The 23,565-nt window shown below is 64.2% G+C and carries 25 protein-coding genes; 12 read left to right on the top strand and 13 right to left on the bottom strand.

The features are described from left to right. Positions 1–160: 160 nt before the first annotated feature. Positions 161–328 carry a 50S ribosomal protein L33 gene (gene rpmG, locus OVA12_RS08050; RefSeq protein WP_268136110.1) on the top strand — a complete coding sequence of 56 codons (168 nt, stop codon included), beginning with the start codon at positions 161–163 and terminating at the stop codon, positions 326–328. Between the two features lie 905 nt (positions 329–1,233). On the opposite strand, the gene OVA12_RS08045 is transcribed toward rpmG, so the two are convergent. Continuing rightward, entirely contained in the window at positions 1,234–1,605 is a 372-nt protein-coding gene (locus OVA12_RS08045; RefSeq protein WP_268136108.1) for a response regulator, read from the bottom strand. Between the two features lie 165 nt (positions 1,606–1,770). Between OVA12_RS08045 and OVA12_RS08040 the strand changes: the two genes are divergently transcribed. Genes OVA12_RS08040 through OVA12_RS08030 form a run of 3 tightly spaced genes read left to right on the top strand, consistent with a single transcriptional unit; the run spans position 1,771 to position 4,071 of the window. Continuing rightward, positions 1,771–2,046 (top strand): DUF3572 domain-containing protein, encoded by a 276-nt coding sequence (locus OVA12_RS08040; protein ID WP_268136106.1) that lies wholly within the window; start codon positions 1,771–1,773, stop codon positions 2,044–2,046. Next, positions 2,039–2,713, top strand: coding sequence for a hypothetical protein (locus OVA12_RS08035; RefSeq protein WP_268136104.1), 675 nt, complete (start codon positions 2,039–2,041; stop codon positions 2,711–2,713). Before OVA12_RS08040 ends, OVA12_RS08035 begins: the two co-directional genes overlap by 8 nt. Positions 2,714–2,751: 38 nt before the next feature. Beyond that, the gene (locus OVA12_RS08030) at positions 2,752–4,071 is read left to right on the top strand and encodes a DNA polymerase IV (protein ID WP_268136102.1); all 1,320 of its coding nucleotides are present in this window, start codon (positions 2,752–2,754) and stop codon (positions 4,069–4,071) included. A gap of 240 nt (positions 4,072–4,311) precedes the next feature. Here the strand turns inward: OVA12_RS08030 and OVA12_RS08025 are convergent, their stop codons facing one another. Next, entirely contained in the window at positions 4,312–5,169 is an 858-nt protein-coding gene (locus OVA12_RS08025) for a cell envelope integrity EipB family protein (protein ID WP_268136100.1), read from the bottom strand. Positions 5,170–5,439: 270 nt separating this feature from the next. Between OVA12_RS08025 and OVA12_RS08020 the strand changes: the two genes are divergently transcribed. From OVA12_RS08020 to OVA12_RS08005, 4 genes are all read left to right on the top strand, one after another. Beyond that, complete coding sequence (locus OVA12_RS08020) at positions 5,440–5,904, top strand: RidA family protein (protein ID WP_268136098.1); 465 nt, start codon at positions 5,440–5,442, stop codon at positions 5,902–5,904. A 77-nt stretch (positions 5,905–5,981) separates the two neighbouring features. Then, positions 5,982–6,743, top strand: coding sequence for a glycerophosphodiester phosphodiesterase family protein (locus OVA12_RS08015; RefSeq protein WP_268136096.1), 762 nt, complete (start codon positions 5,982–5,984; stop codon positions 6,741–6,743). Between the two features lie 391 nt (positions 6,744–7,134). After that, positions 7,135–8,352 (top strand): GNAT family N-acetyltransferase, encoded by a 1,218-nt coding sequence (locus OVA12_RS08010; RefSeq protein WP_268137051.1) that lies wholly within the window; start codon positions 7,135–7,137, stop codon positions 8,350–8,352. 158 nt (positions 8,353–8,510) lie between these two features. Beyond that, positions 8,511–8,948, top strand: coding sequence for an HIT family protein (locus OVA12_RS08005; RefSeq protein ID WP_268136094.1), 438 nt, complete (start codon positions 8,511–8,513; stop codon positions 8,946–8,948). A 38-nt stretch (positions 8,949–8,986) separates the two neighbouring features. On the opposite strand, the gene OVA12_RS08000 is transcribed toward OVA12_RS08005, so the two are convergent. The 5 genes from OVA12_RS08000 to OVA12_RS07980 form a co-directional block, all read right to left on the bottom strand. Further along, positions 8,987–9,337 (bottom strand): AzlD domain-containing protein, encoded by a 351-nt coding sequence (locus OVA12_RS08000; RefSeq protein ID WP_268136092.1) that lies wholly within the window; start codon positions 9,335–9,337, stop codon positions 8,987–8,989. Continuing rightward, the gene (locus OVA12_RS07995; protein WP_268136090.1) at positions 9,334–10,107 is read right to left on the bottom strand and encodes an AzlC family ABC transporter permease; all 774 of its coding nucleotides are present in this window, start codon (positions 10,105–10,107) and stop codon (positions 9,334–9,336) included. Before OVA12_RS07995 ends, OVA12_RS08000 begins: the two co-directional genes overlap by 4 nt. Positions 10,108–10,454: 347 nt before the next feature. Next, on the bottom strand, positions 10,455–12,884 hold the full coding sequence (clpA, locus tag OVA12_RS07990) for an ATP-dependent Clp protease ATP-binding subunit ClpA (RefSeq protein ID WP_268136088.1): 2,430 nt from the start codon (positions 12,882–12,884) through the stop codon (positions 10,455–10,457). Positions 12,885–12,896: 12 nt separating this feature from the next. After that, positions 12,897–13,226: an ATP-dependent Clp protease adapter ClpS gene (clpS, locus tag OVA12_RS07985; protein ID WP_268136086.1), complete on the bottom strand. Its 330-nt coding sequence runs from the start codon at positions 13,224–13,226 to the stop codon at positions 12,897–12,899. Between the two features lie 538 nt (positions 13,227–13,764). After that, positions 13,765–14,097, bottom strand: coding sequence for a phasin family protein (locus tag OVA12_RS07980; RefSeq protein ID WP_268136084.1), 333 nt, complete (start codon positions 14,095–14,097; stop codon positions 13,765–13,767). Positions 14,098–14,507: 410 nt separating this feature from the next. Here OVA12_RS07980 and OVA12_RS07975 point away from each other — a divergent pair, with 410 nt between their 5' ends. Continuing rightward, a complete protein-coding gene (locus tag OVA12_RS07975) occupies positions 14,508–16,028 on the top strand; it encodes a serine hydrolase (protein WP_268136082.1) in 1,521 nt (506 codons plus the stop codon). Between the two features lie 16 nt (positions 16,029–16,044). On the opposite strand, the gene OVA12_RS07970 is transcribed toward OVA12_RS07975, so the two are convergent. From OVA12_RS07970 to OVA12_RS07960, 3 genes are all read right to left on the bottom strand, one after another. Continuing rightward, positions 16,045–16,767 (bottom strand): DnaJ domain-containing protein, encoded by a 723-nt coding sequence (locus OVA12_RS07970; RefSeq protein WP_268136080.1) that lies wholly within the window; start codon positions 16,765–16,767, stop codon positions 16,045–16,047. Continuing rightward, positions 16,767–17,522 (bottom strand): VWA domain-containing protein, encoded by a 756-nt coding sequence (locus OVA12_RS07965; RefSeq protein ID WP_268136078.1) that lies wholly within the window; start codon positions 17,520–17,522, stop codon positions 16,767–16,769. The genes OVA12_RS07970 and OVA12_RS07965 overlap by 1 nt, the downstream gene beginning before the upstream one ends. 147 nt (positions 17,523–17,669) lie before the next feature. Then, complete coding sequence (locus tag OVA12_RS07960) at positions 17,670–18,107, bottom strand: DUF1489 family protein (protein ID WP_268136076.1); 438 nt, start codon at positions 18,105–18,107, stop codon at positions 17,670–17,672. A gap of 123 nt (positions 18,108–18,230) precedes the next feature. Between OVA12_RS07960 and OVA12_RS07955 the strand changes: the two genes are divergently transcribed. Together OVA12_RS07955 and OVA12_RS07950 are read left to right on the top strand one after the other, a co-directional pair. Beyond that, positions 18,231–19,571 (top strand): NAD-dependent epimerase/dehydratase family protein, encoded by a 1,341-nt coding sequence (locus OVA12_RS07955; protein WP_268136074.1) that lies wholly within the window; start codon positions 18,231–18,233, stop codon positions 19,569–19,571. Between the two features lie 54 nt (positions 19,572–19,625). Then, the gene (locus tag OVA12_RS07950; RefSeq protein ID WP_268136072.1) at positions 19,626–20,219 is read left to right on the top strand and encodes a hypothetical protein; all 594 of its coding nucleotides are present in this window, start codon (positions 19,626–19,628) and stop codon (positions 20,217–20,219) included. An 88-nt stretch (positions 20,220–20,307) separates the two neighbouring features. Here the strand turns inward: OVA12_RS07950 and OVA12_RS07945 are convergent, their stop codons facing one another. Then, complete coding sequence (locus OVA12_RS07945) at positions 20,308–20,442, bottom strand: hypothetical protein (protein ID WP_268136070.1); 135 nt, start codon at positions 20,440–20,442, stop codon at positions 20,308–20,310. 255 nt (positions 20,443–20,697) lie between these two features. Between OVA12_RS07945 and OVA12_RS07940 the strand changes: the two genes are divergently transcribed. After that, positions 20,698–21,456, top strand: coding sequence for a DUF599 domain-containing protein (locus tag OVA12_RS07940; RefSeq protein WP_268136068.1), 759 nt, complete (start codon positions 20,698–20,700; stop codon positions 21,454–21,456). Here the strand turns inward: OVA12_RS07940 and OVA12_RS07935 are convergent. Continuing rightward, positions 21,339–22,583: an adenylate/guanylate cyclase domain-containing protein gene (locus tag OVA12_RS07935; protein ID WP_268136066.1), complete on the bottom strand. Its 1,245-nt coding sequence runs from the start codon at positions 22,581–22,583 to the stop codon at positions 21,339–21,341. The two genes, OVA12_RS07940 and OVA12_RS07935, sit on opposite strands and share 118 nt — an antisense overlap. Before the next feature lie 105 nt (positions 22,584–22,688). Continuing rightward, positions 22,689–23,510, bottom strand: a complete 822-nt coding sequence (locus tag OVA12_RS07930; RefSeq protein ID WP_268136064.1) for a YdcF family protein — start codon at positions 23,508–23,510, stop codon at positions 22,689–22,691. Between the last annotated feature and the right edge of the window lie 55 nt (positions 23,511–23,565).

Genomic DNA, 23,565 nt, shown 5'->3' with positions numbered 1-23,565 from the left:
CTGCCGGGGATTTTTGCCGCAGTCTCGCGCCAGAGCTTGACTTTGGCCGGCTTATGAGTAGTTTGCGCCCTGATTTCGTACTCTCTAAGCGAACTCAACGGGCGCCAGATTCTGGCAGCATCGAACGTTTGCCGGACAAACAAGAACAGGATCGAAGGCCATGGCCAAGGCGACCACCATCAAGATCAAGCTGCTTTCCACCGCTGACACCGGTTTCTTCTATGTGACCAAGAAGAACTCCCGTACCATGACTGAGAAGATGTCTCAGCGTAAGTACGACCCGATCGCGAAGAAGCACGTCGAATTCAAGGAAACCAAGATCAAGTAAGTCTTGATCGCTGGTTCCAGACATCAAAGGCGCCCACGGGGCGCCTTTTTTGTTTTTGTGAAACTGGATGCGATCCGCCTCCTCGCCCATCCCATCCCCCGTGCCGACCCGACAACAATCGCTGCACATGCGGCCAACACCGAAGGCGGCGGGCACACCGCCTCCTCTCGTCGCTCCTGCGAAGGCAGGAGCCTAGTAATCGGGGCGTTTGACGTCCGGCACTGCAGAAACCAACGCAGTCATGTGGTTACTGGGCTCCTGCCTGCGCAGGAGCGACGAAGGGTGAGAGTTTTTGTGGGGGTGAAGGCGTCAGACGAGGCAAAAAGCGAAGGCGGGCACAACGCACCCTCTCGTCGCTCCTGCGAAGGCAGGAGCCTAGTAATCGGGGCGCTTGACGTCCGGCACTGCAGAAACCAATGCAGTCATGTGGCTACTGGGCTCCTGCCTGCGCAGGAGCGACGAAGGGTGCAGGGCTTTGGACGGTTTGGATCCCCGCACGGCGGCGGGGATGACGTCAGCGGGTGAATTGGCACCTGTGCCAACCGGGAATAGCCGCGTCACACGAGGCAATCAAAGAAGGCGGCCGGCGGGACGCTGACTACGAGGAGGCCACTCATCGGACAGCATCCCACCGGCCTTTTCCCCACGGACCCAGGAGATGCGGCGGACCCAGGCACTCCGTAGGGTTTAGTGACAAACGCAAATGACTGAGGCAACGAATGACTTCGGAACTCTCGGCAATCATCTGGACCGTCAATTCACCCCGCCACGTTAGCCAAGCGCAGCCGGGAATCAACACAAGAGCACAGCCGCACCACAACTGTCGCGCGACTTAGTAAATCTGTAACCTTAACGGGGATGGGACAGGACGCGGCTTGACTGGCCTTTGGCCAGTTTCTGGCAGCTCAGGCGTCGCCGAGGTAGGAGCGGACGGTTTCGAGGAACTTGGCGACCGAGATCGGCTTGGAGATATAAGCCTCGCAGCCGCCCTGGCGGATCCGTTCCTCATCCCCCTTCATGGCAAAGGCGGTGACGGCGATGACCGGAATCATGCTGAGGTCGTCGTCTTCCTTGATCCACTTGGTGACCTCGAGCCCGGAAACCTCCGGAAGCTGGATGTCCATCAGGATCAGGTCGGGCCGGTGGGTACGGGCGAGATTCAGCGCCTCGATGCCCGTCCGGGTCTGCAGGGTATTGTACCCATGCGCCTCCAGAAGGTCATGAAACAGCTTCATGTTCAGCTCGTTGTCTTCCACGATCAGAACGGTCTTTGCCATGAATGCTGCCTTTGCCGGATTGGGACCGGAGTTCTGGGAAGGGCCTCCCTGCCGGCACGCCTTGAGGACAGGCATGCACAAGACCCTCGCTTGAGTTAGGTAGATGGTAGCGCGGAATCGTTTCAGAAAGGCAAAAATGCAATGACAAGTCGACAAATCAAGACGATGACCTTTGAAAAGGCAGAGGAAATCGCGACCGACGTGTTGCTGCACCTGATACGGGAGCCGGAACTCATTGGCCGCTTTCTCGCCGTCTCGGGTATTGGTCCGGAATCGATTCGAAGCGCGGCCGCCGAGCCCGGTTTTCTGGCCGGAGTTCTGGAATTCATGATGGGAGATGAGCCGCTGCTGCTGGCTTATTGTGAGAATTCCGGATTGCGCCCGACGATGATCGCCGCCGCCCGGTTTGCGCTCGTGGGGGATGAGGCGGATCATGTCTGAGCTGCATGCCCCTGCCCGCGAGGTGCTGGACCAGATCCGCGCCCTGCCCGCGTCCAGCGGACGTCCACTGGTCATTTGTGACGTCGACGAGGTCGTCTTTCACATGATCGCGCATCTGGAAACCTTCCTGGCCGAACGGGACATGGGCTTCCTGCGCTACGCCTACCAGCTGACCGGCAACATCGCCCGCAAGGACAGCGACACGCCGATCGGACAGGACGAGGTGCGCCGCCTGCTGCTCGAGTTCTTCGCCGAGGTGAGCGACCGGCAGACCCCGGTGGACGGGGCCGCGGCGGCGCTGGAGCGTCTCTCGGCCGACTGCGAGGTGGTTTTCCTCACCAACCTGCCCGGCAGCGCCAACAAGCCCGCGCGCGAACGCCTGCTCGCCAGCCACGGCATGCCCTATCCGGTGGTGACAAATTCCGGCCCCAAGGGTGGCGCCGCAGCGGCACTGTCCGCCGGGCGCGGCCGGCCGGTGGTCTTCATCGATGACAGCCCGCAGAACCTCAAGTCTGTCCATCTGTGCCTGCCGGAGACCCGGCTGGTGCATTTCATTGCCGATGCCCGCTTCCGCGCCGCTGTGGATCCCCTGCCGATGGCAGGCCTGCTGACAGGAGACTGGCAGGAGACAACCCGGCACATCCTCTCTATCCTCGAGCGGAGCTGAGAGGACCGGCAAACCCCTGACGGCAGCCGGAGACGACCATGACCGATGCCGGACCGACGACGGCAAGCGCTGCCGCCAGCCCCTTGCGCGGCCTCTGCCGCGACTGCGGCCATCGCTCTCCCACCCCGCGCGGCCGCTGCCCCCACTGCGGCAGCCCGCGGCTTGTCCGTCATGCGGAGCTGGACCAGCTCGCCATTGCCCATGTCGACTGCGATGCGTTCTTTGCGTCGGTCGAAAAGCGGGACAACCCGGCGCTGGCCGATCTGCCGGTGATCGTCGGCGGTGGCACGCGCGGGGTGGTGTCCACCTGCTGCTACATTGCCCGCATCCACGGGGTGCGCTCGGCCATGCCGATGTTCAAGGCGCTGGAGGCCTGCCCGCAGGCGGTGGTGATCAAGCCGGATCTGGCGAAATATTCCGCCGTTGGCCGCCAGATCCGCGAGCGCATGCTGGCGTTGACCCCACTGGTCGAGCCGCTGTCGATTGACGAGGCCTTCCTTGACCTCTCGGGAACCGAACGGCTGCACCACGCAAGCCCGGCCGAGGTCATGGCCCGGTTTGCCCGCGAGGTGGAGCGTGACATCGGTGTCACGGTGTCGGTTGGCCTTGCCCCCAACAAGTTCCTCGCCAAGATCGCGTCCGAACTGGACAAGCCGCGCGGATTTGCCGTGATCGGCAAGGCCGAAGCGAGGGACTTCCTGAAGGACAGGTCTGTCAGCGTCATCTGGGGCGTCGGCAAGGTGTTCCAGGCCAGGCTTGCCGCCGACGGGCTGACGACGATCGGCCAGTTGCAGCAGATGGACCCATCTGACCTGATCCGGCGCTATGGCACCATGGGTATCCGGCTGGCCAAGCTCTGCCAGGGCGAGGACGACCGTTCTGTCACGCCCAGCCGTCCGGCGAAGAGCGTCAGCGCGGAGACAACCTTCAACACGGACCTTATTTCCCTTGGAGACCTGCGGCCGGTGCTGCGCGACCTGTCCGAAACCGTGGCGCGGCGGCTGAAGGCATCCGATCTTGCCGGTCGGACGGTGACGCTGAAACTGAAGACGTCGCGGTTCCGCCTGATCACGCGGTCGCGCCAGCTGGCCGATCCGACCCATCTGGCCGACCGCATCTTCCGCCTCGGCGATGAACTGCTGGCGGATGTGGCCACCGGCGAGGCCTTCCGGCTCATCGGCATCGGTGTCAGTGACTTAAGCTCCGGGGCGACAGCCGATCCGGCGGACCTGGTCGACGAGGATGCGGAGCGGCGCGCGAAGGCCGAGCGGGCGATGGACAAGGTGCGAGAGAAATTCGGCAAGGCCGCCGTCGAGACCGGGCTGGTGCACGCGGCAAAGACGCGGGGACGGACCTGAGGCACCAGTCTGCCTGCAATCGGTGCCGTCTCCCGCCGTGGTCATCCCCGCGCCTGTGCGGGGATCCACACAAGCCAGCGCCCCGGCAAACGAAGGTGCTTCGGGTCCGTCAAGGCCGAATGGATCCCCGCACAAGGCGGGGATGACGGCTGAGGGGTGTTTCTGTCGTAGCTAAAGCTTGCGGACCGGAGCTGCCAAGGCGGGGAGCGAACGCGCTAGAGAGAGCCTCGATCCTCGTCCTTACTGGCAGTCGGTCATCGGGTAGACGACGAGATCCTTCAGCTGGCCTTCGATCTTGAAGTCGCCGTAGTCGAGCACGAGGCGGCGGGTGACGCCGTTTTCGTAGAGCAGGAAACTGATCTGATAGACCGGAGTTGCCTCGCCGCCCTGGTCGAGGGTCGGATCGAAATAGGCAATGGTCACCGGCCAGCGGCTTGGCGCACCGATGCGGCCAACGGCCTCGGCATTGTCCTCGCCGGCAACGTCCGCGCCCTGCTGCAAGGCACCGATGACGGCCGACGTGGCATAGACCTTGTCGCCGGTCTCGGCGCCATCGAACACCTCGGCCTCGAAGAAGGCATCGCCCTTCGAGGCGGCCTCGATCATGGCCTTCAGATGCGAAATCGGGAAATAGACGTCGCCGTTGATGTCGACCTTCTTTTCCTCCGGCTTGACGAGGCCGATCTTCAGCTTGTCCTTGGACCCCTGCGCCGTTCCGCGGGTCTCCTCGCTGAGATCCTGGTCAATGAAGGTCTGGGACAGGAACTGGTAGCGGCCGGACTGCGGCTCCTCAAAGGAAGACGTGCGCAGATCCGTCACCTGCGAGGTGCCGCCCTCATCCTCGAAGCGGCTGACAAACCGGAAGGTGACGCTGTAGCCGTCACAGGAATTGCCGGAGAATTCGTAGACCATGCGCCCGCTGAGAGCGGCAATGCCGGTTCCGTCAGCCGCGTCGCCCAGCTTCATGTCGTAGATGGCCCGATGCGGCACCAGCGGAACGCCGGCGGCAAGCACGCTGGACGCCCCCGGAAACAACACCCCTGCCCCCAGGGCTGCGGCGACGGACAGCGCACGGAAGGACGCTGCAAATGCGGACATGGACTGGCTCCCAGGATCGGGCCGGATACGCGGCCAACTACCCTACTTCCCTAGCACATTCCCCGGCGGACGTGGCAAGTCCGATCGGATTAACCCCAGCCGGCGAAGCAACACACGGTGAAAGCGGCCGCACATGCCTCGAACTGCCCGCGCGGCAGACCGGACGGCGACGGTTTTGGCCTTGCCCGGCTTCCGGATTCCGGGCATCAAGACCACGGTTTCCGCCCCCCGGTTGCCCTTCGGGCTCCAGCCTTTGAACAGGATGATCTCATGTCTGAATCGATTGAAGCGCGCCTCGCCGCCCTTGGCGTTTCCCTGCCGACCCCGGCCGCCCCGCAGGCCAACTATGTACCGGTCGTGCGCACCGGCAACCTGCTGTTCGTCTCCGGCCAGATCCCGATCGGCCCGAACGGCATCGAGTTCGTCGGCAAGGTCGGCCAGGAGTTCGGCATCGACGAAGGCCGCGCTTGCGCCCGCCTGTGCGGCATCAACATCATCGCCCAGACCAAGGCTGCCATCGGCGACCTCGAAAAGGTCGTGCGCATCGTCAAGCTGGTCGGCATGGTCAACTCCACGCCGGACTTCACCGACCAGCCGAAGGTGATCAACGGCTGCTCCGACTTCCTCGTCGACGTGTTCGGCGACAAGGGCCGTCATGCCCGCTCGGCCGTCTCCGTTGCCTCGCTGCCCTTCGGCGTGGCCGTGGAAATCGAAGCGGTCATCGAAGTCGCCTGATCGACCACCCGGACAGCGGCGATCCTCGCCGCTGTCCCCCGCTTGTCCCTGCCCCGCCGCCCCATCGGATCCCCGTCATGACCGACTATTCCTGGATCGTTTCCCGCCCGATCGCCCATCGCGGCTTCCATACGGCTTCGGCCGGCATCATGGAAAACAGCCCGACCGCCATCGCCGAGGCCCTCTCCCGCAACTACGCCATCGAGGTGGACCTGCAGGAAACCGCCGACGGCCGCGCCATTGTCTTCCATGATGACGACCTGGACCGGCTGGCCGATGCCAGCGGCCCCGTGATCGCCCGCAAGGCCGACGAGCTGGTGGGCATCCGCATGAAGTCCGGTTCCGACCGGCTGTGGCTGTTCGAGGAGCTGCTGGAGCAGGTCGCCGGCCGTGTCACGCTGGTGGTCGAGGTCAAGTCGCTGCACCGCGCCGACGCCCAGGCGGCCTTCGTGCACCGGATCTGCGACATCGTGCGCGGCTACAGGGGCCCGCTGGTGCTGAAGTCCTTCGATCCGGACATGCTGTCGGTGATGCGCGCCTATGCGCCCGAGATCCCGCGCGGCATCGTTGCCGATCGCACACCGAACGAGGGCGAATACCGCAAGCTGACGCGCATGGACCGCTTCATCATGCGCCACCTGCTGCATTTCCCGCGCACCCGGCCGCACTTCATTTCCTACCACTACAAGGACCTGCCGATGGCTGGCCCGAGCCTGCTGCGCAAGGTCTTCGGCCTGCCGATCATGACCTGGACGCTGCGCAACCCGGCCGACAAGGCCCGCGCGCTCGCCCATGCCGACCAGATCATCTTCGAAGGCTTCGAGGCGGATCAGGTCTGAGGCGAGGAGCCGACGACACAGTTGCCGCGCTGTCCTGGGTGCGGGTCCAGAGCATCCAACACCCTCTCCGCGCTGTCCCGGCCTTGAGCCGGGACCTGTTCTTGCGGGGTTGCGGCTCGAGCGGTCGAAAGCGCGGACGGGCCTGACAGGTCCTGGCTCAAGGCCGGGACGGCGCGGAAAATGGCACGGCCTGGACGATCAAAGCCCCCTTGCAGCCACAGGTCAGTGATCTACCTTCTGACAGGAACTGACATCCTGCCGCTGAGCCGTGGCTCTCCCGCCCGGCCAATCAAAGGGTCCAATCCTCATGAGCGCCACACCGCCCCCGGCTGACGGCTGCAATGCTGCAGTTTCCGACATCGAGGGCAGCGGCGCGAAGAGCACCGGCCCGATGGTGACCGAGGCGCGGCTGCGCATCCTGAACAGCTTGTCGGAGATCGGGGCCGAGGTCTGGGACGGGCTCGCCAACCCGTCTTATGCCCTCAATGGCGATGGCAGTCTGAGCCCGCGCGCGCGGCTCGATGGCGCGGACGCTGAACCCTACAATCCCTTTCTCGCGCACGGCTTTCTGGAGGCCCTGGAGGCGTCCGGCTGTGTCGGCGGGCGCACAGGCTGGATCCCGCGTCATCTGGTGCTGGAGGACACGGACGGGACGGCGATCGGCGCCGTGCCGGCCTATCTCAAGACCCATTCGCAGGGCGAGTATGTCTTTGACCACGGCTGGGCAGATGCGTTTCACCGGGCCGGCGGCAGCTACTATCCGAAGCTGCAGGTCTCCGTGCCCTTCACCCCGGCAACCGGACGACGCTTTCTGACTTCGCCGCTGCATGACCGCGACAGCCTGACGGCGGCACTGGCCGAAGGCCTGGTGGAGGTGTGCAAGCTGTCGGAGGCCTCCTCCGTCCATGCCACGTTCCTGACCGAACCGGAATGGGACTTGCTGGGAACCGAGGGCTACCTGCAGCGCACGGATCAGCAGTTCCATTGGCTCAACCGGGATTATGCCAGCTTCGAGGCCTTTCTGGAGGATCTCGCCTCCCGCAAGCGCAAGACGATCCGCAAGGAGCGGCGCGAGGCGCTGGAAAACGGCATCTCCATCGAGTGGCTGACCGGCAGCGACATCACGGAAGCGCATTGGGACGCGTTCTTCGCCTTCTACATGGACACAGGCTCGCGCAAGTGGGGCCGGCCCTATCTCAACCGGACGTTCTTTTCGCTCATCGGCGAGCGGATGGCCGGGCGCATCCTGCTGGTGATGGCCAAGCGCGACGGGCGCTACATTGCCGGAGCAATCAACTTCATCGGCTCTGACACACTCTATGGCCGCAACTGGGGCTGCATCGAGCATCACCCCTGCCTGCATTTCGAGGTCTGCTACTATCAGGCCATCGACTTTGCCATCGCGAAAGGCCTGAAGGTTGTCGAAGCCGGGGCGCAGGGCGAACACAAGCTGGCGCGCGGCTACCTGCCGACGCTGACCCGGTCGGCCCACTGGATCGCTCATCCGGGCCTCCGGCACGCCGTTGCCGACTATCTGGAGCGGGAGCGGGCAGCGGTGGCGACGGAGGCCGAGATGCTCGCAGACCTCGCCCCTTTCAGAAAAACATGAAGCAATTCATTTACCTGGCGAACAGAACGCCGCAACCGATTCGAATGACTCGTCTTTGTGCCGCAATCAAACGTCGCTATCAGCTTCCTGTTGCAGTCCGGCCGGACGTGACGCTAGGCTGAACCGCAACACCTTCTCCCCTGTCACCGGAGCACTTGATGTCCGCACCCGCCAACACCGCCTATGATGCCGGCAACATCTTCGCCAAGATCCTGCGCGGCGAACTGCCGAGCCATACCGTCTATGAAGATGCCAAGACGCTCGTCATCATGGACATCATGCCGCGCGGTGACGGCCATGTGCTGGTGATCCCGAAGGCGCCCTCGCGCAACATTCTGGACATCGCCGAGGAAGACCTGTTTGCGGCCATGGCGACCGTCAAGAAGATGGCCCATGCCGTGATCAAGGCCTTCGACGCTGATGGCACGACAATCCAGCAATTCTCTGAGTCGGCCGGCGGCCAGGTGGTGTTCCACACCCACTTCCACGTGATCCCGCGCTTCAAGGGCGTGGCGCTCGCCCCGCATGCCAGCGGCATGGCGGACAACGCCGTGCTCGCCGTCAACGCCCAGAAGATCCGCGCCGCTCTGGCCTGACGGTAGCCCGGGCGCCCACTGCCCCAAAGACCGGTGGCTCAGGCTCCGATGAGGAGCCAGCCGCCGATGAGCACGAATTCCGCTGCAATCACACCGAGGATAACCTGCTGCCGCAGGATGAGGAACGCGACAAATCCCGTTGCCGCGGCCGCAATGCGCAAGCCCATCGGCGTTGCCTCCAGCGCGCCACTCGGGAACAGGATCAGCTTGGAAATCACACCCGCCACCAGCGCCGTGGCGATGGCGCGGACAAAGACCAAGAGCTCGCTGTCCTCGCGCATGCGGCCAGCGGCAAGGACACCCAGCCAGCGCCAGATGTCGGTCGCCAGCCAGCCAGCAACAACGATCATCACATAGGGCCAGAAATCGGCGATCACGTCGGCGCTCATGGTTCACGCCCCCAGCCCAGATGCCGGGCGAGCTTCGTGCCGCCATAGGCAAGGCAGCCGCCGACGATGCCGGTGAGAAGCAGATCCATCTCCGGCGCGACCAGGGCAAAGACGGGCCCGAGGCCAAGTCCGACGATCATCGCGGCCTTGTCGACCGACAGGCGGGCGGCCGTCCAGAGCGAACAGAGGAAATAGACCGGGGTCAGCAGGAACAGGCCGCCGGCGACCATCGGCGGTGTCTCCTCCACCAGAACATAGGAAATGCCGGTGATGATCGAGACGGAACTGGTCAGGGTACAGGCAAAGCCGAGGAAGAACGGCAGACGCGCCGGACGCGGCAGGTCCGGCAGGTTGCGCATGGCAAAGACCCAGGCAGTGATCGCCACGAAATGCGAGGCAAACAGCAGATGCCAGCGCTTCGTGCGGCCCTCAACCCGCAAGATGGGCACCAGCGCCATTGTCATGGGCATGAGACGCACCGAGGCCAGCGCCACCGCAATGGACGCAGGGACCAGCCCGACGCCGCTGGCCATGGCCCCGGTCAGGACCACGATGGAGGGCAAAGCCCAGACCAGCGCGGACATCAGGAGGGTCTCGGTCAGGGTGAGGCCGCTCTCCCGCGCAAGGCCGGCATAGCCGATGAAGGCAGCAACAAGGATGAACCCCGGGATCGACACAGCCGCCCGCGCGCCGCGCAGCGCCCAAATGCGGGAGCCCGCTTCGGGTGTGGGGGGCGTGAACGGCTCGGGCAGAGAGGCTTGCGAGGTCATGGGGCCGTGCGACTGAAGGGCATGAGGCTTCTCGACCGACGCAGCAGATAGGGCAGCTGGCCGGTGGAATCCGGAAGCGAAATTCAAGCCTAGCATCGCCCCCCTGCCCCTGCCACCCTTCAGGAGGGAACAGCAGGTATGCGTTTGGGGGAGAAAAGGGCGAACAAGAGTTTTCCTGTGCCGGGACCTGTCAAGCTGGCAGGGCAGCCGGATCACTGATGGCGCAGACAGGATTGGACGGAGGTCCCGGCTCAAGGCCGGGACGGCGCGGTGTTCGACCGGTACGCTTTACGCAACAAAAAACCCGGCCGTTTCCGGCCGGGCTTCTGATGTCTGCCGCAATCACCTCAGTCCGCGAGCGGGACTTTCGGGACGAGGCTCTTTTTCGGGCGGGCCGGCGGAGCCTTGGCTTCGACCACAGGCTCGAGCTTCTTGGCCGCAGGCTTGCGCTTGCGCTTCGGCTTGGCAGCAGCCTTCGGCGCTTCCGGGCGCTCCGGCTTGTCCTCGACCGTCTCCAGCAGCAGGCCGGCCTTGTCCTCGCTGACCGAGACCTTGACCGTGCCGCCCTTCTTCAGCTTGCCGAACAGCACCTCGTCGGCCAGCGGCCGCTTGATGTGCTCCTGGATGACACGGCCGAGGGGACGCGCACCCATCTGGGTGTCGTAGCCCTTGTCGGCGAGCCAGGCGATGGCATCCGGGGTCAGTTCGAAGGTCACGCCGCGGTCGGCCAGCTGGGCCTCCAGCTGCATCACGAACTTCTCGACCACCTGGTGGATTACCTCGATCGGCAGATTGTCGAAGGGGATGATCGCGTCGAGGCGGTTGCGGAACTCCGGCGTGAACAGGCGGTTGATCGCTTCGCGGTCATCGCCTTCGCGCTTGGCCTGATTGAAGCCAACCGGAGCCTTGGCCATGTCGGCCGCGCCCGCGTTGGTGGTCATGATCAGGATGACATTGCGGAAGTCGACCTGCTTGCCGTTGTGGTCAGTCAGCTTGCCGTGGTCCATCACCTGCAACAGGATGTTGTAGAGATCCGGATGTGCCTTCTCGATCTCGTCGAGAAGCAGCACGCAATGCGGATGCTGGTCGATGCCATCGGTGAGCAGGCCGCCCTGGTCAAAGCCGACATAGCCCGGAGGCGCGCCGATCAGGCGGCTGACCGTGTGACGCTCCATATACTCGGACATGTCGAAGCGCAGCAGCTCGACACCCAGCGACGACGCCAGCTGACGGGCGACTTCGGTCTTGCCGACGCCGGTCGGCCCGGAGAACAGGTAGCTGCCGATCGGCTTGTTCGGCTCGCGCAGGCCGGCACGGGCCAGCTTGATGGCGCTCGCCAGCGTCTCGATGGCCTTGTCCTGGCCGTAGACGACCCGCTTCAGATCCTCCGACAGCTTCGACAGCACCTCGGCGTCGTCCTTGGACACGGACTTCGGCGGGATGCGGGCCATCGTGGCAATCGTGGTCTCGATTTCCTTGACGCCGATGGTCTTGCGGCGGCGGCCTTCCGGCAGCAGCATCTGCGACGCGCCGGTCTCGTCCAGAACGTCGATGGCCTTGTCCGGCAGCTTGCGGTCGTTGATGTACTTGGCCGACAGCTCCACCGCCGTCTTGATGGCGTCGTTGGTGTACTTGACCTTGTGGAAGTCCTCGAAATAGGGCTTCAGGCCCTTGAGGATCTCGATGGCATCGGGCACCGACGGCTCGTTGACGTCGATCTTCTGGAACCGGCGCACCAGCGCGCGGTCCTTTTCGAAGAACTGGCGGTATTCCTTGTAGGTGGTCGAGCCGATACAGCGGATCGCGCCTGAGGCCAGCGCCGGCTTCAGCAGGTTCGAGGCATCCATCGCCCCGCCCGAGGTCGCGCCTGCGCCGATCACCGTGTGGATCTCGTCGATGAACATCACCGCGCCGGGATACTCCTCGATTTCCTTGACGACCTGCTTCAGCCGCTCTTCGAAATCACCGCGGTAACGGGTGCCGGCGAGCAGCGTCCCCATGTCCAGCGCGAAGATGGTCGCATCCTGCAGCACTTCCGGCACGTCCTTGCGGATGATGCGCAGGGCAAGGCCCTCGGCGATTGCCGTCTTGCCCACGCCCGGATCACCCACGAACAGCGGGTTGTTCTTGGAGCGGCGGCACAGGATCTGGATGGTGCGGGAAATCTCGCTGTCGCGTCCGATCAGCGGGTCGATCTTGCCGACCTTGGCCTTCTCGTTGAGATTGACGCAATAGGCTTCCAGCGCATCGGTCTTCTTTTTCGGCTTGGTCTCGACGTCCTCAGGCATGGCGGCTTCGTCCTCGACCCCCTGCACGGGCCGGGGCTCCGACAGACCGGGGCGCTTGGCAATGCCGTGCGAGATGTAGTTCACAGCGTCGTAGCGGGTCATGTCCTGCTCCTGCAGGAAATAGGCCGCATGGCTTTCGCGCTCGGCGAAGATCGCCACGAGCACGTTCGCGCCGGTCACTTCTTCCCGGCCGGAAGACTGCACATGAATCACCGCGCGCTGGATCACCCGCTGGAATCCGGCCGTGGGTTTGGAATCCTCGTCGCCATCGGTGACAAGGTTCTCGAGTTCGGTCTCGATGTAGTCGACGAGATTGCGCTTGAGAACGTCAAGGTCGACATTGCAGGCGCGCATCACGGCGGCCGCGTCCTGATCATCGATCAGGGCGAGCAACAGATGCTCCAGCGTCGCGTATTCCTGCTGTCGCTCGTTGGCAAAGGCGAGCGCCTGATGCAGGGCCTTTTCAAGGCTTCGGGAGAATGACGGCACGTGCTTGTCCCCTTATTTCTTCTCCATCACGCATTGCAGCGGATGTTGATGTTTGCGGGCGAAATCCATCACCTGGGTCACTTTCGTTTCGGCCACCTCATATGTGAAGACACCGCATTCGCCGACGCCATGGTGATGGACGTGCAGCATGATCCTGGTCGCCTCTTCCCGGTTCTTCTGGAAGAAGCGTTCAACCACATGGATGACGAACTCCATCGGCGTGTAATCGTCGTTGAGCAACAGCACCCGATAGAGATTGGGCCGTTTTGTGACCGTTCTCGTCTTCGTGACGACAACCGTCCCGCCCTCTCCGTCATCGTCCTGGCGCGATCCGCTTGCCATGCCTGAACCCGTCTGCCTCTTGTCCAGCGCTTCCGCTGAGGCCGCCCTGCCAATCCGGAACGCGAATTGTCCCCGTTTGGCCGGCGCCATCACCGGAAGCGGTGTGCCCTGTCCGGCTCCAAACGCGGGAGCGGGACGTGAAATCTGTGTCAGTCTAGCCCGGCGAGTGTAACCAAGCTCTTCACTGCCACGTGTCTTTGCCGACGTTCTGCACGCCGACGCTGAACCGCAGCTTGCATCCGCCAACACCGTTAATCCTTACCCGCCCCGATGGAAGGCGCAATGGTCTGTTTCACCGAGCCCGCCTCATTTCGAGGCAGGAGACACGATGTCGCTGGAGAACATGTAGGACCGTTCTTGCAATATGGAAGATCAACCCTGAGTGAAGCTGTCGACGAGCCCCCGGCCACGCCCCCTTCCCGGCCGCCGGCTGCGGCGCCCCATGATGCTGCAGCGCAAAACAAAACACCCGGGAACCTGTTGGTTCCCGGGTGCCTGAAACAGTCGGCTGACGCGCGCTGGCGCGATGCCGGATAACTTACTTGACGGCCTTGCCGAACACGCCTTCGTACGGCTTGTACATGTCCTTGGCCAGGTCGGTGTACATCTCGCCGATCTTGGTGAACTGGCTGACTGCGCCCTCGTAGGCGGTCTTGAAGTACTCGGTCTGAGCCTCGAACGCCTTGTCGAGCGACTTGGCGGAGACGATCTTCTCGACGGCCGCGGTGCCTTCCTCGAAGGACTTCTTCTGGTAGTCAGCAACCTCGGCAGCGATCGCCTGCAGGCTCTTGGTCAGGCCGCCCGCGGTCTGCAGGGCCTGGTCCATGTGTTCCTTGCCGAATTTCTGCATGTCTTCGAGATTGTTGATCATGTCCTGCCCTCGATGTTGCGGCTCCGCAGAGGGAGCACAGTTAGGCCTCGGAGCGGCCGAGCTGCACAATAATCACGCACCGCACAAAAAAGTCAATGAATTTTTTGCACTGCAATATAACCGATAGGGTCACCACGTAGGCACATCTGACTAAGGTTCACGAGAGTTTAAAATGAACCGGCGTTTTACTCATTCGTAACCGCGTTCGCCGCACACTGACAAAAGTAGGGCGCACGAAGCAGGTGCGCGCCGTCGGGGGACGGCGCCGCCAACAAGCTTCGTGTCTGTGGGTTTGCCCCCAGAACGGGGACGGCGAGAGTTCGGACGGTATGCGTAGGTATCTGGCAGCATTCTCTATTGGTCGATTTGCACGAAAGATTGCTCAGGTTGCGGCTCTGTCCGCCTGTGTGGTGGCGGGAGCAGCCGCTGCACAGGAAGGGCCGAAATATTCCGGCATCGTCGTCGACGCCAAGACAGGCGAAGTGCTCTATTCGGCAGCCGCCGATGAGCTGCGCTATCCGGCCAGCCTGACCAAGATGATGACACTTTATGTGGTGTTCGAGGATCTGGAAGCAGGCCGCCTGAAGCTGGACACGCCGCTGCGCGTGTCGGCGCGTGCTGCGGCACAGCCGCCCTCAAAGCTGGGCCTGAAGCCTGGCTCGACCATCTCGGTACGCGACGCAATCCTGGCCCTTGTCACCAAGTCTGCCAATGACGTTGCGCTGGTGGTTGCCGAGAATGTTGGCGGCACCGAAGGCCGCTTTGCCGACCGCATGACCCGGACCGCACGCCAGATCGGCATGTCCAAGTCGACCTTCAAGAACCCGCATGGCCTGCCCAACCCGGGCCAGCGCACGACGGCGCGTGACATGGCCCTGCTCGGCCGCGCGCTGAACGAGCGGTTCCCGGCCTATTTCGATTTCTTCAAGACCCGCGCCTTCAACTACCGTGGCCGCACACATGGCAACCACAATCGCCTGCTGGGCGCGGTTCCGGGCGTCAACGGCATCAAGACCGGCTACATCCGCGCCTCGGGCTTCAACCTTGTCACCTCCGTCGAACGCGACGGCCGGCATATCGTTGCCGTTGTGATGGGTGGGGCAACGGGCCGCTCGCGCGATGCGCAGATGGTCAAGCTGATCAACCAGTACATGAAGAACGCCAGCACCGGCCGCCGTACTGCGCCGCAGATCGTGTCCAAGTCCGGACCGCTGGCAATCGCAGCAATGGCGGAGAACAAGCCGGCCGCGCCGCTGAAGGTCAGCGCACCGCTGAAGGCTCCGGTGCCGAATTCCAAACCCGAGGTCGCTGCCGCACCGGTCGTGGTTGCGGAAGCCAAGGTTTCCGCTCCGAAGGAAGCCCCCCGCAGCGCGCCGGTTCCGCCGGCCCCGATCGCAGAAGTTCCGGCCGCCAAGGCCCCGGCCGTGCAGCAGGTCAAGACCGTCGCCATTCCGGTTCCCGCCCCGGCGCAGGAGGCAGCATCGGCGCCCGTCACCACCGGTTCGATCCCGAACCCGCGCTTTGCTGCTGCCTTTGACGCTGTCGCCGTGTCGCCTGTCGAAACGGTTCCGGCCCCTGAAACCGAGACGGCCTCCGTTCAACCGGCCCAGCCGGCGGCACGTGCCGTGACCAGGTCCGACGACACCACGGTGACCGTCGCCACCAACAATGCGGCTGAAGCTGCGCCCGGCTGGCAGGTCCAGATCGGGGCGGCTGAATCCGAAACCGCGGCCATCGGGCTGCTGAAGAAGGCCAAGGATGCGACCGGGTCCGTGCTGCGCAAGCATGACCCGCACACCGAGCCGGTCAGCAGCAATGGCCAGACCCTGTTCCGGGCCCGGTTTGTCGGGTTCGACGACAAGAACGCTGCCCTTTCCGCGTGCAAGACGCTGAAAAAGGCAAAGTTCAACTGCTACGCCGTCTATCAGTAACCGCGTTAGGGGTGGTTCAATGTCCTCCGAGAAGCTTGTCTTTAGCCTCGTTGAGTTTCGCCGCCAGGAAGGTGCTCCCACCTTGGTCGGGGTGGAGCCGCTTCATAAGCCGTCGGTGCGCGGCTCGGATTTCCGCTTCGCTGGCGCCGGGCGCAAGCCCCAGGATCTGGTGGGCCTCCTGATCTGTCATGGAGCCCGCGCTCGCCGCTCCGCCATGCCGGTCTGCACCATCCGCCTCGAAGTCTACACGCCAGCCGGCAAGCCGGCGATCGAGGTAAGCTTCGGCTAAGGCCCTGCTGTCCGGGTCTGTGGCGGCCTCCCGCCACAGACCTTTCAATTCCTGCGGTGACAGGCTGTCGAGATCGCGCCCGCTGTAGGATCCGGCCAGGACCGTTCCGGTCATGCGGCCGCTGTCATGCTCCAGAACCATTTCGATCAAGGCGGTGCGCACCTGCGAGCGCTGCCCGGCCGTGCGGGACCTGCGCCCTGGCAACGATCCCCAGCCGCCCCAGCTGCCCGTGCCGCCCCTGAGGCCGAGCAAAGTTGCCCCGAACAGGGCCGCCGGTACGGCCAGCCCCAGCCGTCCCGTGACACCCAGCACCACTGCAAGCAGGATGAGGGCCACGCCACCGGTGGTTTTCAGGTTCTTCGCTAGGTTCGCCGGATTGGCCGCGACGAAGCGCTTGCCGAAGTAGAGATAGGCGAGAAACAGCCCGACACCGGCAATCAGATAGACCATCACGTATCCATTCGTTGCAGCAGCAGACGCGCGCCGCCCTCGCCGCGCGCGTCCAGCGCCCGAAGCCCGGCAAGGCCCGCACTGGCATAGGCAGCCACGGCCCGCAGCAAGGCCCGCAGCTCCGACGCCGCACTGGCATCGAAGCGAAGATGGACCCCGCCGGTCAGCCGGGCGATCTCGGCAAAGGCAGTTGCGGCAGTCGCGTCGCGCCCTTCCTGAAACAGGAAGACGGGAACGCCGAGCAACGCCAGCTCGCCGGCCCGGCTGCACAGGAGATCGATATCCTCCTCGACACAGTCGCCGACATAGACGAGTGCCTTCAGCCCTCCGGCCCCGGCCGTATCGCGCGCCAGGGACAGGACCTTGCGGATCTGGGTGTGGCCGCCCTGGCAGCTGACCTTCGCCATCATCCGCCCCAGCACCAGCGCGTCGGCAACCCAGGGCGAGGCCCGGCATTCATCGAAGCCACGGAAATAGACGAGCTTCACCTCGAGCCCGCCGGTGCGGGCGGCCTCGTCGAACATGTCGCCTTGCAGGGCCATCGCCTGGTCCCAGGCCGGCTGGCGGCTCAAGGTGGCATCAAGGGCGAACATCAGGCGTGCCGTGGCCGGCGTGGTCTGAACTGGTGGGGCGATCTGGCTCGCCTGTGTCAGGAAGCTGGCAATGTCGGCGGACGTCGACGCGGCGACCGGCCCGGTTGCCCGTCCCGGCTGCAGCTTAGCTTGCCCGGCGATCGGCTTGTCTTTCCCGTCCATCCGCCTCCCCCAAGAGAGCTGTCCTGGCAGCCCCAGCCCGCGTTGCAGCGGGCGATTCCTCCTGCCTAAGGTTGGAGCCGCCGGGGTCGATGGCAAGCCCCATCCCTGCCAGAACCCGACAAGGCCGGGAGAAGAAGGCGTCAGACGTCAGAGCAGGCCGAGTTCGGCCAGCTCGCGCCGCATCTCTTCCGGCAGTTCTGGCTCGCCGCCGGAACTGCCCCGCATGTCCGCCGGGGCTTCCTCTGCCTTGAGATAACGCCAGCCCTGGAACGGGCGGCGCGGCTGCATCTGGGTCAGGATCAGCCGAGGCTCAAGCACAAGGTCGCAGCGGTTGACGCCATCGGCATCCTTGAACGGACGGATGTCGACAAGATGTTGCCGCACCTGGATGTAACCCTTGATCACCCAATAGAGCGAACCGCCACCGAGAATCTCCTCGCGGCGGGTCGGGACCATGCGGGTGGTGTGGGTCTGCTCGCGCGGCAGGCCAGCGGCGGCGAGTTGATCCATGCGGAAATCGATCCAGGCCTGAAGGTCCTCGACGCTGTCCGCTCCGACACAGAGTTTGACGATGTGCAATGCCATGCCCATTTCCCTAACAAGTGGTTTACGCCGGGCAAAGCCCTTGCCCGGCCAGCTTCGGGCTTATGCACAGGCCCGCCGCCCCTCCCCCTTGCCTTTCAAAGGCGACGCAGCTTGATTGATCTCATGGATGTTTTCTTGACCGGCGGAACCGGCACCATTGGCAGCGCGATTCTTCGCCGTCTTCTGGCAGAGGGAAAGAGCGTTGCCGCCCTCGCGCGGTCCGAGGCCAGCGCCCGCTGGCTGGCGGACGCAGGCGCACGGCCGATCCCTGGCGACCTGGCCAATCCCGAAGCCTGGATCGCGACCGCGCTCGGCTGCCGTGGCATCATTCACACCGGCGCGAGCTTTGGTCCGGACATGGCCGGCGAGGAACGCCGCCTGGTGTCCTTGCTGCGCCGCAGCGTGCCTGAACTCGCCGAGCCGCCAAGGCTGGTCTACACGGGCGGCATCTGGGTCTATCCGGACAGCCCGCAGCAGCCCTTGAGCGAAAGCTCGGCCTTCGATCCGCTGCCCGCCTTCTCGCATCTGGGCGAATTGACCCGGTCGCTGCTGACCATCCCGCGCATGGGCGTGGCGGTGATCCATCCGGCGCTCGTTTCGGCTCCCGGACGTGGACCTCTGGCCGAAATGGCCGAGGCTGCGGTGAGCGGCCTGCCCTTCGCAACAAGGGCGACCGCCGACACCCGTTGGCCGCTGGTCGATGCTGATGACCTTGCCGATCTCTACCTGCGTGCGCTCGCCTCGTCCCAGTTCCGCCTCAGCCTGATTGGCGCGGGCGTTGCCGGAGCAGCCGTATCCGACATCGCGGCCTGCGTGGCAGCGGCGAGCGGCGCGCCGGTTAGCCTCGAGACGCTGCCTGCCCCGGACGGCGACCCGCGCCTCGACATGGCTGCCGGCTATGGGCGCTCGCAAGTGGTGTCCTCGGTCCGCGCCATGCGGATGCTGGGCTGGAAGCCGGTCTACACCACCCTCGAGGCACTGGTGGAGGTCGCTGTCGGCCCGATTCCGGCGGCACCGCGTGCAGCGGTCCAGACCGCCAAGATCGCGCAGCCGGTAGCCGGGTCGTCTGACTTGCAGGAACCCGCAGAGCCAGAGGCAGCGCACGCGGATCCGCATGAACTCACATCCGGACCGGACGCGGCGCGGCTCGATCAGCTCGACTGGGCCGAAGACGAACTGCCGCCCGTGCCGCTGCGCGCCCGTTCCGTTGAGGCCGATGTCGAGACGGCCGGCCCGTTTGAGGTCACCGATGGTGATGAGGCCCTGGCGGACAGCACAAGCGTCATGGATGACGGGACCACTCCGGATGCGGAACCCGTGCCGGAATTGCTGCGTGAGCCCGATCCGGACTATCTGATGGCCTACCCGTCCGACGAGTTTGTCCTGGAGGATGTGGAGGCAGGTCTCATCGAGGACGCCGATCCGGCCCTTGAGGCCTCCGAGACCCGGGAAACGAAACCGTAACGGCAACGCATTACGCTGGCACCAGGGTCACAAAGGGCCCTGGAGTCAGCTTTCATGCGCCGACACACTGTCACCTACCAGCTCGTTAGCCCACGCGTTGGCCCGCTCGTCGGCTTGGTCTGTGGCCTTCTCCTGCTGCTCCTCGCAGCAGCACCCGTTGCCGCCGAGACTCCGGTCCCGAACGTCATCACGCTTGGCCCCTATCAGTTCGTCAACACGGCTGGCTTTTCGACGGATGCTGCCGGCAAGCGGACCGAGATGCCTACCGACCTGGGATCTGTCGAGGTGTTCGTCGACATGACGCCCAATCGGGACACACTGATCCTCGGTTTCGAGAGCATGCGGCTGCAGTTGCAGCGTCTGCCGAAAGGGCTTGCGGCATTGGACTGGAGCAGCAGCAGCACCATCACGCTGCGCCGGGAGGACATCCTGACCCTCACAGGCAAGGCAACACTGGAAGCCGTCGAGACATTCGCAACCCGCCTCGACTGGCCCGGTATAGGACCTGCCACGCTGGTGATGTTCGAGGCCGGAGGCGGCAGCTTCGCGGGATTTCTGATCAGCAAGCCGGGTGGACGGACGGTGGTGCGCCAGATGGAAGCACATCGCTATTTCGCCAGCCGTCCGCGTGCAGCGCGCGGGCGATAAGACCGGCATTCGACGAGCCGTGAGAGGCCAAAGAAAAAGGGCGCGGATCGCTCCACGCCCTTTTTGAACTGGATATCTGGAGCCCGGTTCAGCGAACGACGGTGACGGCCGTTTTGGCAGTTTCAGCGTCGGCGAACAGCATGACCAGAGCCAGCATGCCCCCGAGTACGAGCACCGTCCAAGCGGTGACGCCCCAGCAGGACTTCTGTACGTTTTCGTCCATGAAAACCCTTGTGGTCCGTGCCGCCCCCGGCCCCCGAAGGGATCGAATATGGCGGCTTTGCGGCACCAGACTTAATGTCTTCCTAACGCCTTCGCAAGCGCAAAAAAGGGGGAGCTGATGCGCCGGCTATGCATTGCTTGCAATTGCCTCAACGAGATCAAAAGCTTGCGATTTTGCACAGCCCGTTGATAAGTCTGGACAGTCTGGATCGCTATTGAATCGGTTTAACTTTCGCGAAACGAGTAGGCCCATTTCATGACCGCACTTGCCCCACTCGACTGGCTCGCAATTGGCTGGTTTCTCGCTGCCTGGATCGGATTCAACATCCTTGTCGAGGTCTCGCCGCTGAAATCGCGTTCGCTGTCCATGCGCATGGAGGCCTACCGCTATGGCTGGATGCAGATGATGGCGAGCCGGCCGGTGCGCATCATGGACACGGCGATCCTGACGGGCCTGCAGCAGGGCACCGCCTTCTTCGCCTCGACCGCGCTTCTGGCCATCGGCGGCGCCTTCACGCTGCTCGATGCCGCCGACCGCATTGTCGAGATCGCCGGCGACCTGTCAGTGCCCGTGGAAGCCAACCGGGTGCTGTGGGAGGTGAAGGTGCTCGGCCTGATGCTGATCTTCGCCTATGCCTTCTTCAAGTTCAGTTGGGCCTACCGCCTGTTCAACTACGCCAGCATCGTCATGGGCTCGGTGCCCGATGCGACGACTGCGGACCGTGAGGCCCTCGCCCTGGCGGCGCATAAGGCCGGACGGCTCAACGCGCTGGCTGGCCGGCATTTCAACCGGGGCCAGCGCGCCTTCTTCTTTTCCATCGGCTTCATGGGCTGGTTTGCCGGCCCCTATGCGCTGGGGCTGACAACACTGGCCGTGCTGATCGTGCTGCTGCGGCGTCAGTTCGCGTCGAACGCTCTCGAGGCTGTCAGCAGTTCGGAGCACGCCTTGGCCGTGCCGATCAGCTCGACATCGGGCGAGAAGACCGACACCGGATCCTCGAACCCCTTCACGTAATAGGTCCCGTGCAGCTTGCCACGGCAGCCCATCAGATCGGCAATCGCCTCGGAGACCAGCACGTCGCGGTCCAGATGCTTGGCCAGATCGGCGATGCGGGAGGCCAGGTTCACCACCGGCCCGACGACGGTGAAGTCGAGGCGGGTCGCGCTGCCGACATTGCCGAAGAACACATCGCCAGCGTGGAGGGCGATGCCTGCACGGATCAGCGGGGCCTCCTCGCAGCAATTGTTATTGATCTCGGCAATTTTCAGAACCGCATCACGGGCCGCCAACAAGGCCCTCAGTGCCGCATCGCGGGCCTCCACCTCGTTGGTGTAGGGGAAGATGGCCATGACCTCGTCACCGATGAACTTCAGCACCTCACCGCCATGCGCTTCGACCGATTCCGCGATAGCGCCGAAGTAGTCGTTCAGCAGTGCGATCAACTCGTCGCCGGGAAGCTGGTTCGAGAGCTGGGTGAAGCCGCGCAGATCGGCAAAGGTGACGACCGCCGAGATATGCTCGCCCTCGCCGCGCTTGATCCTGCCATTGAGAACCTTGCTTCCCGCGCGCGCACCAACGTAGGTGTTGAGCACGGTCTCTGCCGTACGCCGTAGGGTGTTCAGCTCACAGATCAGGCCCAGCGGGCGGACGATCGTCTCAAAGACAGCGATATGCGCCGACGAGAAGCCCCCCGGGGCCTTGGTCGCCAGCGTCAGTGCCTTCTTGCTGCCGTCGCTGAAGGGCATCGGCAGCGCGATGTAGTCCGTGTATCCATCGGCGCGAAGGTCGGGAATGATCCCGTACTCCCATCCCTCCGGCTGCGGCGTGATCCGGACGCGAACGGCCCGGCCCTCGACATAGACGATCTTCAACGGGCTGTTGTTGTAGGACGCCTCAAGGTTTTCCGCCTCGAGATAGCGCCGCAGCGCGCGCTCGCCATCGGTCGTCCAGATCGCGCTTTCGGCCCGCACGTTGGGATGCAGCAGCGTGATTCCGGTGGTGATGCGGTCAACCGGCACCTTGGCATCGTTAAGCCGCCGGCCGAGCTCGCCGACCAGCATCAGACTGTCCTTGATGTCGATTGCGTCGGCCGACAGCCATTGCATCACGTCCGCTGCGATCAGCGGTGCCTCGAGCGACATGGGCCGGTTCCCTTCAGCTGTGTTCTTGTCCGCTAAGATAGGAGCGGAACCCCCGGCAAGGAAGACGCCCGAACGGGAAAACGTCTGTTCACCGGCAAAGAACAGTTACTTCTGCTCAGGTGCCTGAACTGGCCCAGGAAACAGCGCGCTGCTGCGGCCGCTGAGCCAGTAGGCCCCGAGGCCGATCCACTCGCGCACGCCAAGGTCGAGCCTTGTCAGTCCTTCCGATATGGCATCAAAGCCGAGCCAGAGATCCTGGCTGCCGCGGGTGCGCCAGTCGACCGGATAGGGAACGAGACCGGTCCAGCCTGCTTGCCGGAACACGCCGACAGCCCGGGGCATGTGCATGGCGGAGGTGACCAGCAGATAGGTCTCCCCGTCCTTCGGCCTGAGCAGGGCACGGGTTTCCATGGCGTTTTCCCAGGTGTTGCGGGACTTGTCTTCCAGCAGGACAAGCGCCGGATCGAGACCGAAGCCCTCGAAGATCCGACCGGCCGCCACGGCTTCCGTCGTCGTGTTGCCGAACAGAACGCCCTGCCCGCCGGAATGGACGATTCGCGCCTCAGGGTAACGCTGCGCCAGTTCCGGCACGACAGTCAGGCGCTCGCCGGCGGTGGTGATTGCCGGATAGGGCCGCGCCCCGGAGACGACGGTGTCGAGCGCACCGCCCAGAATGATGATTCCATCGACGCGTTCCGGCAGCGGGTCCGGCTGAGCGAAGCGGTTTTCCAGGGGCAGCAGCACAAGATTGGCCAGCGGAGAAAAGCCGGCGATGGCGAGACACAGCGTTGCAACAACCATCACCGCGCGGCCAAGCCGGCGTGTGCGGGAAAACAGCAGCGCCACCGCCCCGGCCAGCAGCATCAGGACGAGAAAATTGGATGGCCGAGCCACAATGAAGAACAGTTTCGACAGATTAAAAAACATGCTTCCTGGCCAAGTCTGCTATGTGGCACTGACACTTGCCCCGCCCGGAGCCTGC

Origin of the sequence: Pannonibacter sp. SL95 (genome assembly GCF_026672425.1) — a bacterium.
GTDB lineage: Bacteria > Pseudomonadota > Alphaproteobacteria > Rhizobiales > Stappiaceae > Pannonibacter.
This window is presented reverse-complemented; position numbering and strand designations above follow the sequence as displayed.